The sequence below is a fragment of the Comamonas sp. Z3 genome (assembly GCF_008121565.1).
Taxonomy (GTDB): Bacteria; Pseudomonadota; Gammaproteobacteria; order Burkholderiales; family Burkholderiaceae_C; genus Comamonas; species Comamonas brasiliensis.
Window position 1 is genome coordinate 745,343 of the sequence record NZ_VOQU01000003.1, and the last position, 13,803, is coordinate 759,145.

Below are 13,803 nucleotides of genomic sequence, written 5' to 3' on the forward strand. Positions count from 1 at the left end.
CCTTGTGTTCATGTCAGGCCTTGCTGTAAGAGCGCATCGCCAAGGCCTGACCTCATTACTTCAGCAGGCTCAGCACTTGCTGAGGCAGCTGGTTGGCCTGGGCCACCATGGCCGTGCCTGCTTGCTGCAGAATCTGTGTGCGGCTCAGGTTGGCGGTTTCCTTGGCAAAGTCGGCATCAGTGATGCGGCCACGCGCTGCCGAGAGGTTCTCGCTCTGGATGTCGATGTTCTCGATCGACTTCTCGAAGCGAGTCTGGATGGCGCCCAGATCGGCACGGGCAGAGTTCACCTTGTCGATGGCCTGATCGATACGCTGCAAGGCTTCCCAGGCACCGGATTGGGTGCTGATGTTTACTTTGTCAATTCCCTTGCCGCCAGCTTCGGTGAAGCTTGCCGCGTCCACCGAGGCAATGCTGCTGCTGATCGAAATATTGGAGAGCGCATCGCCATTGGCGGGGTTTTCGGTCGCACGCAGCTCGATCTTGGTCTTGTCGTCGCTCAGGAAAGCTGTCACGCCTGTGTCTGCAGTCCGAGTATTGATGGCTGCGATCACCTTGCCCAGGGCCTCGTCCTCGGTCACGTTGGCATCCTTGGCAATCGTGACGTCGGCTGCTGCCTTGCCATTGGCGCCGGTGATCGTGATCGTCACATCGCCAGCCGAAATCGCCGCCTGCGCTTCAGATTTGACCGTTGCTGCGACCAACCCACCCGTCACTTCGCCATAAGCAGACTTGCCCAGCTCATCCACCTTGGTATTAGCCAAAGCTCCCACCGTGATGTTGTCGCCCGAGTTCGCACCCACCTGGAACACACCACCGGTGAAGCTGCCGTCCAGCACCTTCTGACCGTTGAAGGTGGTGGTCTTGGCCACGCGATCCACTTCGTCACGCAGTTGCGAGAGTTCGGCCTGCAGGGCTTCGCGGTCAGACTTGCTATTGGTGGCATTGCCCGACTGCACGGCCAGTTCACGCATGCGTTGCAGCATGTCGCCGACCTTGCCCAAGGCACCTTCTGCCGTCTGGGCCAGAGAAATCCCATCGTTGGCATTGCGAGAAGCCACGGACAGGCCACGCACCTGGGTGCTCATGCGCTCGGCAATGGCCAGGCCGGCCGCATCATCCTTGGCGCTGTTGACACGCAGGCCCGAGGATAGGCGTTGCATGGAGGTCGCCAGCGAGCTGCCCGACAGGCCCAGGTTGCGCTGGGCATTGATCGAAACAACGTTGGTGTTGATGGTCATGGCCATGATGGAATTCCTTTATGCAGACGGTATTGATGAATGGTTTGCTTGGTTGCCGGAGCCTTGCATTGCGGGCCTCTTTGGGCTTTGCTTGCCGCTTTTGCGGCTTGCCTGCTCCGTACAATGCAGTTATCGGGCTGTATTTTTTTTTCTTTAGCGTTTTTTCATCTCGCCCGCAGCAAGTCGCCCAAGGGCTTGCTGCGCCGGGCAGATTCTTTACAAAAGCCTCCGTATCAACAGCAGCATGCTGAACAGGCTTTTGGGCGTGAGTCCGCTTCATGGCTGAGAACCAGCCGGTGATGCCGGGGGCTTGGGAAAGCAGCAAGAAGGCGGGCAATTGGCGCTTTATTCGGTCGTATGCAGGTCAGCGGTTCATAGAAAAATCCTCTCATCGCTAGGTTTGCCAATCGCTTAACCAATGTCTTTGGTCACTGCAGCGATGCTCCAAGCCCTAATTCCGGAGGTTTCTAGACATGGCTGCTACCATCAACACCAACATCATCTCGATCAACGCCCAGCGCAATCTAGCCCTCTCAGGCACGTCGCTGGCGACCTCCATGCAACGCCTGTCCTCGGGCCTGCGTGTCAACAGCGCCAAGGATGATGCGGCCGGCCTGGCCATTGCCGAACGCATGAATACACAGGTGCGCGGCCTGCAGGTTGCATCGCGCAATGCCAACGACGGAATTTCCCTGGCCCAGACGGCCGAAGGTGCGTTGGGCAAGGTCGGCGACATGCTGCAGCGTATGCGCGAGTTGGCCGTGCAAGCCGGCAATGCCACCAACAGCAAGAGCGACCGCGAAGCGCTGCAGGCCGAAGTCAAGCAGCTGTCCTCCGAAATCGATCGTGTTGCCAAGCAGACCAATTTCAACGGCCAGAAGCTGCTGGAGGGCAGCTTTGCGGGTGCGGTGTTCCAGGTGGGCGCCAACTCTGGCGACAACATCACGCTGGGCGCTTTGGCAGATACACGGTCCTCGCAGCTGTCCTCGGTGTCCTATGGACAGTCGACAGTCTCCCCCGTTGCGACTGCCCAGCCCATTGCTGCAGGCCAGCCCCTTGCCGATTTCAGCACCGCTGCCGCCGATGTGACCATCACCGTTGGTGGTGGCTCTGCGATCAACCTGGGGCCACTGGCCGCAGCAGGCAGCCCCCAGGAGCGCCTGGGACAGATCGTGGAAGCCATCAACAACAAAACCGGTGATACCGGCGTGACCGCCTACCTGACCAAGATTGATGGTTCCGAGAACTACCAGGTGGACATCCTGTCCAACAAGCTCGACGGCAGCGGCAACCCTGTGTCCGTGACTTTTGGGGGCGCCGACTTCAGCGCGCCAAGCGTGGGCCTCAACCCTGCGGCCAATCCAGCTGGCATCAGCTTGACCGGTGGCGCTGCCCCTGCTGCAGGTTCCGTCAGCAAAGCTCAGGGCATCGAAGACATTGATGTATCCACCCAGGCGGGTGCCTGGGTTGCCTTGCAGAAGATCGACAGCGCCGTAGACCAGATCAACAGCGCACGAGCCACGCTGGGCGCCATGCAGAGCCGTTTCGAGAACGCGGTCAACAATATCGACATCCAGTCGGAAAACCTCTCGGCCGCACGAGGACGCATCGTTGATGCAGACTTTGCCAAGGAAACCGCCAACCTGAGCCGCACGCAGATCCTGCAGCAGGCCGGCACAGCCATGGTGGCCCAGGCCAACCAGATTCCCCAGCAAGTGCTGCAATTGCTGCAAAAATAAGAGGCTTTGCGACGATGCTCCCGCCATCGTTCGCAAAACTCCTCGGGCCGCTTGTTCGCCATGGCTGACAAGCGGCTTTTTTATAGAATCGGATCATCATGACTTCTATCAATATCGACCAATTCATCGAAAATTTTCTAAGTGCCGTGGACTTCCAGGAGTCCGTGGAGGTCACACCCGAGACCGAACTCAAAAGCCTGCCCGAATGGGATTCGCTGGCCGCGTTGGGTGTGATCGTGATGTTCGATGTGGAGTTCGGTAAGGCCATCACGGGCGACGATCTCAAGACCTGCACGACCATTACCGACCTCTACAAGCTGCTGGGCTAAACCCGGAAAGGCTCTTATGGCGCTGTCCACACTGCACAACGTCCGCTTTGCGGGTATGGCGAGTTGCGTCCCACGACGGGTTCTTGACAACTTGCTGGATTGCCCTCCACAGCTGAAGTCGGAACGTGAGCGCCTTGTGCGCAATATCGGCATTCAGAACCGCCGCATCTGTCACGAATGGCAATGCTTCTCCGATCTGGCCTTCGATGCTGCCCAAGAGCTACTCAACTCCTTGCAATGGCAGCGTGAAGAAATAGGCGCCCTCATCGTCATTTCCCAGTCACCAGATTATTTGATGCCCTCCACGGCCATCATCCTGCAAGATCGATTGGGTCTGTCGCACTCGACAATCGCCTTCGACGTGAACTTGGGCTGTTCCGGTTATCCGTTCGGCTTGCACCTGTTGGGCAGCATGATTGCTGCTGGGAGCATTAAAAAGGGCTTGATTCTTGTCGGAGACAAATGCGCATCCGTGCAAGATCCGCTCTTTTCCGATGCGGGCACCGCCACGGCGCTGGAGTTCGATGCCGGTGCGCCTCCAATGCATTTCGACCTCAACAGCGATGGTAGCGGCTACCAGTCCATCCTGCTGCCCGCAGGCGGACACCGTGAGCCGTTCAGTGTTGAACATCTCATTCCCAAACGCGATGAAAACGGTCTCAAGCAATGGCCTAGTGCGCTGCACCTGGACGGCCCTGCTGTATTGAGCTTTTCCACGCAGCGCGTTCCGCCCGCCGTCAATCGCTTGCTTGAATACGCCAACACGCCTAAGGAAGAAGTGGATTACTTCGTCTTCCACCAAGCCAACCGTATGATCAACGAGACCATCCGCAAAAAGCTGAGCTTGCCTGCGGAAAAAGTACCGTCAACCCTGCATGACTTCGGCAATACCAGCGGCGCCTCCCTGCCCATCACCATGACGGCGCGACTGCGCGATGTCTTGGCCAACCACCCCAAGCGTCTGCTGCTAAGTGGTTTTGGCATTGGCTTGTCCTGGGGATCATGTCTTCTGGAGACGGATGGAAACGCCCAATTCCCTGAGCTGGTAGTGTCATGACATCTGTATTCAGCCTCCAAGACAAAGTCATTCTGGTTACCGGAGCCAGCTCCGGTATCGGCCGGCAAATCGCACTGAGCTGCGCCCAGGCAGGCGCCCAAGTGATTGCTTCAGGGCGCGATGCTCAGAGGCTGGCGGCCACGCTGCAAGCCATGCCGGGTACCGGGCACAAGCCCCTGCACCTCGATCTGTGTGACGACCTGGCTATCAAAACGGCTGTGGCAGAACTGGGCAAAATCGATGGTGTCGTACATGGCGCCGGGATTTCTCTACTGGCTCCTTTACGGCTTGCCACGCGCCCCCATATAGAAAGCCAGCTCGCGGCAAATCTGGTCGGTCCCATGCTGCTGACGCAACAGTTGCTGCTGAGGAACTCTATACAGCAAGGCGGAGCCATCGTCTTCATCTCGTCCATTTCCGCCCATATCGGAGTTCATGGCGTGTCGTCCTACTCCGCCAGCAAAGGGGCGGTGGAAGCCATGGCACGCAGCCTGTCGATGGAAGTGGCAAAAAAAGGCATTCGCGTCAATTGCCTAGCCCCAGGTCTTGTACAAACGCCCATGTTCGAAGCGGCTCTTAGCACCACGGGCGGCCTTGATGAAACCATCAAGAGCTACCCATTGGGGCTGGGGCAGCCTGAAGACGTTGCGAATGCCGCCATCTTCTTTCTCTCGCCCGCCAGTCGCTGGATCACCGGTACAACCTTGGTCCTCGACGGCGGTCATACCGTCGGCTGAACTACGTCATGCAACCACGCAAGAAACTCATCATCGTCGGCGCCGGCGGACTGGGTCGCATCGTCCATGACGTGCTGTCTCAAGACCGCGAAATGGACCGCGAATACATCCTGGCAGGCTTCCTGGATACACGCGCCGATCTAGAGCTGCCCTCTGAGCTACATGAAAAAGTGCTCGGCTCTCCTCTGACCTATCAACCGCAACCTGATGAGGTCTATATTCCAGCGATTGGCGATCCCCGATGGCGACAAGAACTGCTGGCTCCCTTGATCGCCCAAGGCGCAGCTTTCTACAGCTATACACGGCAAGCTTCCATTGCCGCTCGCGCCCGCATAGGCCAAGGCGTTTTTCTGACGCCTGGCGCGGTCATTTCCACGGACTGCGAGATTGGCGACTACAGCTATATTGATACCTATGTCATTCTGGGCCATGACACCAAAGTGGGCAGCTATTGCATGATTGGTGCGATGAGCTTCTTAGCAGGTGGAGTGAGCGTGGAAGATGGCGTAGCTCTTCACCCTCGCGCCACTATCGCCAAAGGCGTCACATTGGGGCAGGGCTGCACGGTGGGTATCGGGTCTGTGGTTGTCAAAAATGTGGCATCTCAAGTTACGGTATTTGGTAATCCGGCTAGAGTCATATCTGCCTGATATCTTCATATCTGGATTTTCCACTTTAAATATTGGCTACGCATCGTGCTACTCCCCGTATTATCATCGGCCTGCTATACAGACCAATATTGGTTCGAGCTTGAGCGTCAGAAGATATTCGGAAGCCTTTGGATATTCATTGGCTTGAAACAGCAGTTGCAGCAGGAGAATGATTTTATCACCCGCACCGTTGGCGGGGTACCTGTTCTTGTGCAGAACATCAACGGAGAGTTACGCGCATTTCGCAACACATGCACACACAAGGGGATGCCAATACAAACACAGCTGTATGGCAATCGCAAATTATTGTGCCCTTATCACGGCTGGAGCTTTCATGGCGACGGAAGACTGAGAGGTATTCCTAATGAGCACATTTACAATATCTGTAATCGTTCTGAACTGAACCTGAAGCAGCTTGGAATTGAGACTGTCGGAAATTTCATTTTTATCAATATTTCCGAAAAACCATTCCCCATAGAAAATCAACTCTCTGAGCAGTTGCGCTCCTGTTTGGAAATAGTTTCCAAGCATTTCGACAGCCGTGTCTCTTATACAACATTCACGGGCCGGTACAATTGGAAGCTCAATTTCGAAAATATTCTCGACTGGAATCACGTTCCATTTGTACATTCCAAGACATTTTCACCCATCGTCAACTATGCGGCTGCTTTGCCTAAAAATAAGGAGAGCACGAAAACTGTCGATGAGGGAACGCAAGAAAAACCAACATCCCCATTCAGAGATATCGATTTCAGAACACCCATCCACAGGCGGGATGAGGTCTTGCTGCATGACATCAACTGGATAAGCCGAGTCTCTCTTGAATACCATGGTCGATGGTATACAAAATTTCTGGAAAATATCTTTGATAAGGGTCATCTTTTTGGATGCCATATTTTTCCGAATTTCAACTTTGGCTCGCTGCATGGAGAGACGTTCTATCTGCAGCAATACGACCCACTAGCGCCTGATCTCACCAACTTCCACTCCTGGGTTTTCACCTCCAAGATCAAGGAAGAATTACCTCCGCAGCCTCACTTGTTATGGGGAATACATCACGCGGAAAAACGGGTGATCGACGAGGACAGGGTTCTACTCGAAGCTATGCAGGCATCGCTACTCAATGCCGGGACCATGGGCGTCCTGGGAGACTATGAGCATCGTCAACATACGATGGCTCGCTGGTATATGCAGAATCTTGCAGGCAAGGAGGCCATGAAATAATGAAGCCACTATTGGTTATTGGCCCCGACGGTACATTGAGGAATGCATTCCATCTAGCCTTACAAATATATCCCCAGCGCCAGGCACTCATGTGTCCCATTCCGGTCGAGGATTATTACGAATTTGATTTTTCGGTCCTGAGCGATTTTTCGGCAACGGAGTGGGAGATTAGTGCCCCGGTCAATGAGTTCTACGTCAATGACGTGCGACGCGCTTTCTGTCAGGAACTCAGTGAAGCAGGCTATCAATTCGCTTCCCTCATCTCGCCTCACGCCCATATCGATCCCAGTGCTCGTATTGGGGCAAATTCTATTGTTCACGCAGGATGCTTTGTTGGAGCCGGCAGCTCCATCGGAGATCATTGTGTTCTACACCCCAACGCTGTTTTGACAGAGGACGTAGTTATTGGAGACTACGTGACACTAGAAGCCAATGTGACCATACGCGAGCAATGCAATATCGGGAGCTTCGTTACGATCTGCGCCAACAGCAGCATCATGCGTGCAACGCAGATTGGTACTCATTGTTATCTCAATATCGCAAAACAGTACTCTGGAAATATTCCCGCCTGCACTTTTCATTCACCCATGTTCCCCAACCCTGTTCAAGTAATTTAGTGAATGAAAAACAGTGTCCAAAAAATGCCAAATAGCGCACCCAGGAGGGAGAAATGACAGCAGTGGACGGCATTATCTGCATGCCGGACTTGTTACGCGGCACCCGTAACTTCCCAGAAGCTTTTTTCGACTTTGTGCGCGAACCGATCCAGCAAGGTGCTGGCATAGCCATTGGTTATCCACCGGGCGGCAGGAAGCCGCATGGGCTAAAGCCGGGATTTGATCTTGCGGAATTTCGTGCCCGTGCAGGTATGCCGCCCAGCATTTTTGCCGATAACGCTGCACGGCAGACCCATTGGACAGCGAACTACCATTGTGTGACGGATAGCGCCATTGACTATCTGTTTCAATACATGCCCGCGCGCCACCTCCTGCTTGCCTTCGAGATTCCTCCCTGGCTAGAGCAGGCCTGTATTGCGCGGGATGTGGAATTCCTCAACCTTGCCGTCTCGCCCCTGCGTTTTGGCCGGGATCTGTACGTGGCCCTGCGCTGCTCCAGTGAAATATTGCGACAACGCATTGCCCCTCTCTGTGTACCCTACGAGGAACTGCGTCTGGAAGCAGCCTTGCTGGGGGCTAATGTCCGGATGCACAGGCTGCGGATGGAAATAGAGCGCAACTACCATTTCGAGAGTCTGGACGATGCATTGGTCTTCGTTGGCCAAGCACCCTACGATGCTTCGCTGCTGGCGCCCAATGGGTCTTCATTTCGCTGCACCGACTATGCCGACACTCTGCGCACATTGAGTCAAGGCAAAGTCCTGCGATACAAGCCGCATCCATTTGCCCCAGATTTTTCCCGACAGGAATGTGCTGCACTACAGCGCATCACCGGACAAACACCAAGCATCTGCAATCAGAGCGCTTACCAAATCCTCAGCAGCGAGGACGACGTGGAACTCGTTGGCATTTCTTCAGGCCTGCTGCAAGAAGCCGCATGGTTCGGCAAAAAGTCGCACACGTTGTTTCAGCCTTTTGTTCCGCTGGCCAAGGAAGGGGAGTTATCCGATTCCGCCTACCTTCAAATGCATTTCAAGACTCTGCTGTCACCGGATTTCTGGCATAGAGTTTTAGCCCCGCAGTGCCCTGCACCACGTCTAGCCGCCTTGCCCGATGTAGCACACAGCCATGCCCGGGAGCTACTGGATCACTGGTGGGATTATTCCAAGGTTTTAACCTGGGAACGTGCACTACCCTATGAGTCTTTCATGCGCGGCGGCGGTGCAGCAATGAGGCAGCGTATCGAGACGCTGGAACAAATGGGGCGCACATGGTTGAACGAGGACGAAGCCCCCTTGCTCTGTGCCGATGTTGAGAATTTACTCAAAGACCGTGGCGTAGTTGAGCGCAAGGTAGGCGGCGTCTCACTGACACTGCATTTGGAGCATCCCCACGAACGTAGGTATGCGGCGTGCCTGAAAGCACCGCTGCGCTATCCGCAATATGACATCGACAAGATGTTCATTCAGCGGTTTATCCAAACTGGAGACATCGTGTTGGATGGCGGTGCAAACATAGGCCTGACTGCTTTGCATTTCCTGGAGCAAGGTGCTGCTCGGGTGGTCGCCGTGGAGCCACTGCCTGAACTGGCGTCCCGCATTCAGGATTTACACGAGCCGCGAATTATCTGCGTGGAGGCTGCACTTTCCGAATCCACGGGATATGCTGATCTTCATGTGTCACAGGAACATAACCAAGGCTCTACCTGCGACCAATCTATGCTGGAGCTTTTTCCAGCCATCTTCGGAAAAGAAAGAAAGACAATACGGATTCCGACCATCACAATAGATAGCTTGATTGAAGATTGTGATGTGTGGAAACTGGACCTAGAAGGTGCAGAGTTAAATGCCATTCGTGGTGCACAGGAAAAGTTGGATACCGCGCCACCGCGTCTGATTTATGTCGAACTTTTCGATAAAAAATACCACGCATTCCGTGATTTTATTGTGAACTGGTTTCCGTTTGTGTATCGACTTGGTATTCGAAAATCAAACTATTCCTTGGCACTTTTGGCACCTGAGGATTTTTCAGAGAAATTAGACGAGTTTTATCCCACCTCGCCAACTTATATTTTTTCACTGAAATCCTTGGTTCCATGAATTACAAGCACATTGTGCTCTTGCCCGACCTGTTTCGAAGCCATCGAGCAGCGTCGGAAGGCTTGTTCGCTTTTGTGCGAGAGCCAATACGCCAAGGCTGCGGCATCAATCCCTGCTGGCCTCCGACGGCAAAACAGCCTTCGGCATTATTGCCGGGCTTCGATCTACAAAAATTTCGCGCTCTGGCGGGGTGGAACCCCATGCTCGCCACGGAATTCTGGATGCAGACTTGGCGTGCCGCGCCAGCAGCGGCGGTGGACTACCTGTTCGCCCATGTGCCGCCTTCATCCCTGGTCTTGTCCTATGATCTGCCCCCCTGGCTAGCCCAGGCATGCGCGCAGCGGGACATTGACTGGCTGGACATGCGTCCCTCGCCCCTGGCCTTCGGGCGCGATTTATATGTCGCCTTACGCGCATCGAATGTCACGCTACAAAAACGTCTTGCCGACCTGAGCGTGTCAGATGAAGAGTTGCTGCTGGAAGCCGCGACTCTGGCGGCCAATCTGCATACCCATCAGCTGGGCATGGAAGAAAGTTACCGCTACAAATTCAATCTGGATGACTGCCTTCTTTTCATCGGCCAGCCTTACGGAGATCCGGCACTTCTCTCGCCGCATGGGCGCACCCTATGCTGTACGGATTTTTCCGCACAGTTGCGCACGCTGGCAAGAGGAAAAACCGTGCTGCACCTTCTGGATGCTCGCCATGTTGCGCCCTCATCCCATAGCCTGAGCAGGGGCCCATTGCGCGACCAGGTGCAACAAGAACGCGCAAGGTTGGAGCATATGCTGGAAACCCCTGTGCGGGCATGCCAGCAAAACCTCTATCAGGTGTTGAGCACGCATGACGACGTGGAGTTGGTCAGCATCTCCGCCCCAGCCTTGCAAGAAGCCATATGGTTTGGCAAGACAGCGCACACGCTGTTTCGCTCCTACACCTCGCTGACGGGAACGGGGACTCCGCGGGAAGACGGTTATGTGCAGGTGCATTTTCGTGATGTGCTGTCTCCCGCCTTTTGGCACGCAACGTTATCTCCCGATGCTCCACCCCCACGGCTGCCCGCCTTGCCCGAGCTGGAGCGCAGCCAGGCCCGCACGACGCTGAACCACTGGGGCAGCTACGAGCAGGTCACGACGTGGGAACGCCCCTTGCACCATGCGAGCTTTGAGCGTTCTGGTGGCAGTGTGCTGCGCCAGCGCATTGAAAAGCTGGAACAGGTGCATAGCTCCACATCCGCTGTCGGAGCCTCGGATGAGTCCATCATGCGCATGAGAATTCGTGCCTTAAAGGACACCAAGAAAGGCCAGACCGCATATGTGCTCGGCAATGCTCCTTCCTTGAATGAGCTGGATATACGGGCCCTATTGCAAGCAGAATCATTCTGGTGCAACCGTGCCTATGAAATAGAAAAAAAGGGCATTGAATTTCTGCCTCAATACTATTTTTTCAGCGATCGCATGGGATTTCAGGAATTTGGCAAAAACGTCATGGCCGTCAAAGCGCAGCAGAAGTTCTTTCGGGAGCAAGCGGCCGTACTGGCCCGTCAAACCTTTCCGCAAGATTTTGATGCGCAAGGAGTGATTACCTATGGTAGCCAACCATTGCCCTTGATGTTCGAGGGAGAAGGACACTTTTCAACAGACCCATCCTTGATCGTGAACGGAAGCTTTACCGTCGTCATGGATGCCATTCAATTTGCCTTTTATATGGGATTTGAGAAAGTCTATGTCGGTGGCGTAGATCTGGATTATTCAGGCACACCCTATTTCTTTGGGGGGAAAGTGCCGGATTATGTGAATTTTGAATCCGGAACGGAAAATATGAGAAAGTCCTTCATTGTCGCACGACGGCACTTTGAAAGGCATGGCCGCATTTTGGGAAAAATAACCCACTCCCCTAATCTGCCACTCGATTACATATCATTATCAAGTCACTCGGAGAATCTTAATGGATGATACACAAATATTTATGTGTCAAGGGGTGGGTGTATGCCGCATCGGCGACAAAGATGTTCGCTATCTACTCAGCAATAAGAACTCAAACGCTTGGCGCTTTGAAACCTTGTTCACTAAAGAACCAGAAACCCTAGAGTGGATTGATAGCTTTTCCGAAGGTGATGTGCTATGGGATGTTGGGGCAAATATCGGTATGTATTCAATATACGCGGCCTTGCGTGGCATCAATGTCATAGCATTTGAACCACATTTCGGAAACTATTTTCAACTTTGCGCAAATATCTATATGAATGGTTTGCAAGACAAGATTAAGGCCTACTGCTTTGCCTTGTCTGAGGATATTTCTGCCGGTACAATAAATCTTGCATCTATCAGTATCGGAACGGCGCTGAGTTCATTTAACAACGATCTGGATTACCTCGGTAATCCATACATCCCCGCGTTTCGGCAAGGCATGATGGGCTGTAGTATCGATCAACTGGTTAACCTTTTTGGCATGGATGTGCCTAATCACATCAAGATTGACGTAGATGGTATCGAATTAGATATTGTTAATGGTGCACGCCAGACGCTTTCAGATCCAAAGCTAAAATCTGTATCTATTGAGTTGGTGGAAATGCTACTTGAGCAGGTGGACGGCGTGAACAGCATTATGCACACATGTGGTCTTGAATTTATGCACAAGAAACAAAGTACTATATATCCTCACAAACAGCTTGAGGGTGTACTCAACTTTCTCTACAAAAAACCTTGATTCTATGAAAAGGAGGTTCTCATGTTTTCTGTTAATCAAGTAGTGGATAGATTGATTGATAAGATTCGCTGTGCAGACATTGATGTCGAGCCCTCCGATAATATTTACGTGGAAGACCTATTTGAGCCGACGATTTATCAATCAATACTTGCTCAACTCCCCAGCAAGGACAACTACGAAATCCTTCCCCATCCTGACGCTAAGCTGCCAGATGGAGGCTCCACACGATTAATGTTTGATCTGACCGATGAGTCCATACAGCGGTTACGCGGCGAGAATCGGACCTTTTGGGAAAGAATGCGTCAAGTATTTTCTTCAGATGCATTGAAAGATGCAATTCTTGAAAAATTCAGCGGAAGAATAAAGCGGCGCTTCAATGGAGAAATTCCGGAAACTGTTTCCATTCCTATTTTCTACAAAGACTTCCCTGGTTATTTTATTAACGTACATCCGGATCATGCTATAAAGGTGGCCACTTTCCAGATTTATTTGCCAGAAGACAATTCACAAATCCATTTAGGCACATCTTTCTATCGTCAGGAAGGAAATGATTTCATAAAATTGAAACGCAACCAGTTTCAACCAAATTCAGGCTATGCCTTTGTTCGGACGGATGAGAGTTGGCATGGTGTTGACCCTATCGGTGAAAGTGAAAGAGAACGAAATACAATGGCACTCACCATTTATATAAAAGGTTCCAATCACAAACCTTGGCAACCAAAGATGTAGTTCTTCACCAGCTAAAATAAGAATTTCTCATCTTTTTCAAAGAAAATGAAAAAAACAGAAAAAAACAAACCTAATAAATCTTATTCTCTTAAAGATATTCAAAATTTTCAGCAGAGATCAGATATCACCAAACTTCTCAAAGCTGGCTCCATCGGTGTCGAGTTGGGTGTTGCAGAAGGAAGATTCTCCGAAACGTTGCTGAAAACAGGGTGTTTTTCTCACCTCTATAGCATCGATATGTGGGCGGGAGATCGCCATCACGATACAGCGCAATACAAGACTGCATTGCGCCGCTTGCTTCCATTCCGAGATCGAAATACCACATTGCGCATGACTTTTGATGAGGCGCTTGACCTATTTCCCGATGCATTCTTCGACTTCATTTATGTCGATGGGTATGCACATACAGGCGAAGAAGGTGGTGCCACATTTGACCACTGGTGGCCCAAATTGAAGCCAGGCGGCGTGATGGCTGGTGATGACTACGCCCCCAAATGGCCACTAGTCGTTCAAGCAGTCGATGCTTTTATCGACAAGTATCAGCTAGAGATAGGCTTACTGAATTTCCAGAAATCCGATGATCCTTGGTCGCAGTATCCGACCTGGGCAACGGTAAAACCCATTGAGAAGTAAAGTTTTCGCGCAGATGGAAAGGTGGCACCAAAACGTGTTC

General features: G+C 52.8%; 14 protein-coding genes. 13 read left to right on the forward strand and 1 reads right to left on the reverse strand.

Annotated features, from left to right (window positions below):
- Positions 1-55: 55 nt before the first annotated feature.
- Positions 56-1,246 (reverse strand): flagellin, encoded by a 1,191-nt coding sequence (locus tag FSY59_RS11955; protein WP_043370701.1) that lies wholly within the window; start codon positions 1,244-1,246, stop codon positions 56-58.
- Between the two features lie 14 nt (positions 1,247-1,260).
- Here FSY59_RS11955 and FSY59_RS11960 point away from each other — a divergent pair, with 14 nt between their 5' ends.
- The 13 genes from FSY59_RS11960 (at position 1,261) to FSY59_RS12020 (ending at position 13,763) form a co-directional block, all read left to right on the forward strand.
- Positions 1,261-1,491 carry a hypothetical protein gene (locus FSY59_RS11960; RefSeq protein WP_144244882.1) on the forward strand — a complete coding sequence of 77 codons (231 nt, stop codon included), beginning with the start codon at positions 1,261-1,263 and terminating at the stop codon, positions 1,489-1,491.
- A gap of 222 nt (positions 1,492-1,713) precedes the next feature.
- Positions 1,714-2,979 (forward strand): flagellin, encoded by a 1,266-nt coding sequence (locus FSY59_RS11965; RefSeq protein ID WP_043370703.1) that lies wholly within the window; start codon positions 1,714-1,716, stop codon positions 2,977-2,979.
- A 98-nt stretch (positions 2,980-3,077) separates the two neighbouring features.
- Positions 3,078-3,308, forward strand: coding sequence for an acyl carrier protein (locus FSY59_RS11970; RefSeq protein WP_148729002.1), 231 nt, complete (start codon positions 3,078-3,080; stop codon positions 3,306-3,308).
- A 16-nt stretch (positions 3,309-3,324) separates the two neighbouring features.
- Complete coding sequence (locus FSY59_RS11975; RefSeq protein ID WP_148729003.1) at positions 3,325-4,365, forward strand: ketoacyl-ACP synthase III; 1,041 nt, start codon at positions 3,325-3,327, stop codon at positions 4,363-4,365.
- Positions 4,362-5,102, forward strand: coding sequence for an SDR family NAD(P)-dependent oxidoreductase (locus FSY59_RS11980; RefSeq protein ID WP_148729004.1), 741 nt, complete (start codon positions 4,362-4,364; stop codon positions 5,100-5,102). The genes FSY59_RS11975 and FSY59_RS11980 overlap by 4 nt, the downstream gene beginning before the upstream one ends.
- 8 nt (positions 5,103-5,110) lie before the next feature.
- Positions 5,111-5,752 carry an acetyltransferase gene (locus tag FSY59_RS11985; protein WP_148729005.1) on the forward strand — a complete coding sequence of 214 codons (642 nt, stop codon included), beginning with the start codon at positions 5,111-5,113 and terminating at the stop codon, positions 5,750-5,752.
- Positions 5,753-5,797: 45 nt separating this feature from the next.
- Positions 5,798-6,976, forward strand: coding sequence for an aromatic ring-hydroxylating dioxygenase subunit alpha (locus FSY59_RS11990; RefSeq protein ID WP_148729006.1), 1,179 nt, complete (start codon positions 5,798-5,800; stop codon positions 6,974-6,976).
- Complete coding sequence (locus FSY59_RS11995) at positions 6,976-7,593, forward strand: hypothetical protein (protein ID WP_148729007.1); 618 nt, start codon at positions 6,976-6,978, stop codon at positions 7,591-7,593. Before FSY59_RS11990 ends, FSY59_RS11995 begins: the two co-directional genes overlap by 1 nt.
- 53 nt (positions 7,594-7,646) lie before the next feature.
- Entirely contained in the window at positions 7,647-9,692 is a 2,046-nt protein-coding gene (locus FSY59_RS12000) for an FkbM family methyltransferase (RefSeq protein ID WP_148729008.1), read from the forward strand.
- Positions 9,689-11,647 carry a hypothetical protein gene (locus FSY59_RS12005; protein WP_148729009.1) on the forward strand — a complete coding sequence of 653 codons (1,959 nt, stop codon included), beginning with the start codon at positions 9,689-9,691 and terminating at the stop codon, positions 11,645-11,647. Before FSY59_RS12000 ends, FSY59_RS12005 begins: the two co-directional genes overlap by 4 nt.
- Positions 11,640-12,401, forward strand: coding sequence for an FkbM family methyltransferase (locus FSY59_RS12010; RefSeq protein WP_148729010.1), 762 nt, complete (start codon positions 11,640-11,642; stop codon positions 12,399-12,401). Before FSY59_RS12005 ends, FSY59_RS12010 begins: the two co-directional genes overlap by 8 nt.
- A gap of 21 nt (positions 12,402-12,422) precedes the next feature.
- Positions 12,423-13,130 (forward strand): hypothetical protein, encoded by a 708-nt coding sequence (locus tag FSY59_RS12015; RefSeq protein ID WP_148729011.1) that lies wholly within the window; start codon positions 12,423-12,425, stop codon positions 13,128-13,130.
- A gap of 45 nt (positions 13,131-13,175) precedes the next feature.
- On the forward strand, positions 13,176-13,763 hold the full coding sequence (locus tag FSY59_RS12020; protein ID WP_148729012.1) for a class I SAM-dependent methyltransferase: 588 nt from the start codon (positions 13,176-13,178) through the stop codon (positions 13,761-13,763).
- Positions 13,764-13,803 lie beyond the last annotated feature (40 nt).

Bases quoted from the DNA above. Each gene is read 5' to 3' on its own strand.
- FSY59_RS11955 (WP_043370701.1), bottom strand. From the start codon at position 1,246: ATGGCCATGACCATCAACACCAACGTTGTTTCGATCAATGCCCAGCGC.
- FSY59_RS11960 (WP_144244882.1), top strand. From the start codon at position 1,261: ATGCAGACGGTATTGATGAATGGTTTGCTTGGTTGCCGGAGCCTTGCA.
- FSY59_RS11965 (WP_043370703.1), top strand. From the start codon at position 1,714: ATGGCTGCTACCATCAACACCAACATCATCTCGATCAACGCCCAGCGC.
- FSY59_RS11970 (WP_148729002.1), top strand. From the start codon at position 3,078: ATGACTTCTATCAATATCGACCAATTCATCGAAAATTTTCTAAGTGCC.
- FSY59_RS11975 (WP_148729003.1), top strand. From the start codon at position 3,325: ATGGCGCTGTCCACACTGCACAACGTCCGCTTTGCGGGTATGGCGAGT.
- FSY59_RS11980 (WP_148729004.1), top strand. From the start codon at position 4,362: ATGACATCTGTATTCAGCCTCCAAGACAAAGTCATTCTGGTTACCGGA.
- FSY59_RS11985 (WP_148729005.1), top strand. From the start codon at position 5,111: ATGCAACCACGCAAGAAACTCATCATCGTCGGCGCCGGCGGACTGGGT.
- FSY59_RS11995 (WP_148729007.1), top strand. From the start codon at position 6,976: ATGAAGCCACTATTGGTTATTGGCCCCGACGGTACATTGAGGAATGCA.
- FSY59_RS12000 (WP_148729008.1), top strand. From the start codon at position 7,647: ATGACAGCAGTGGACGGCATTATCTGCATGCCGGACTTGTTACGCGGC.
- FSY59_RS12005 (WP_148729009.1), top strand. From the start codon at position 9,689: ATGAATTACAAGCACATTGTGCTCTTGCCCGACCTGTTTCGAAGCCAT.
- FSY59_RS12010 (WP_148729010.1), top strand. From the start codon at position 11,640: ATGGATGATACACAAATATTTATGTGTCAAGGGGTGGGTGTATGCCGC.
- FSY59_RS12015 (WP_148729011.1), top strand. From the start codon at position 12,423: ATGTTTTCTGTTAATCAAGTAGTGGATAGATTGATTGATAAGATTCGC.
- FSY59_RS12020 (WP_148729012.1), top strand. From the start codon at position 13,176: ATGAAAAAAACAGAAAAAAACAAACCTAATAAATCTTATTCTCTTAAA.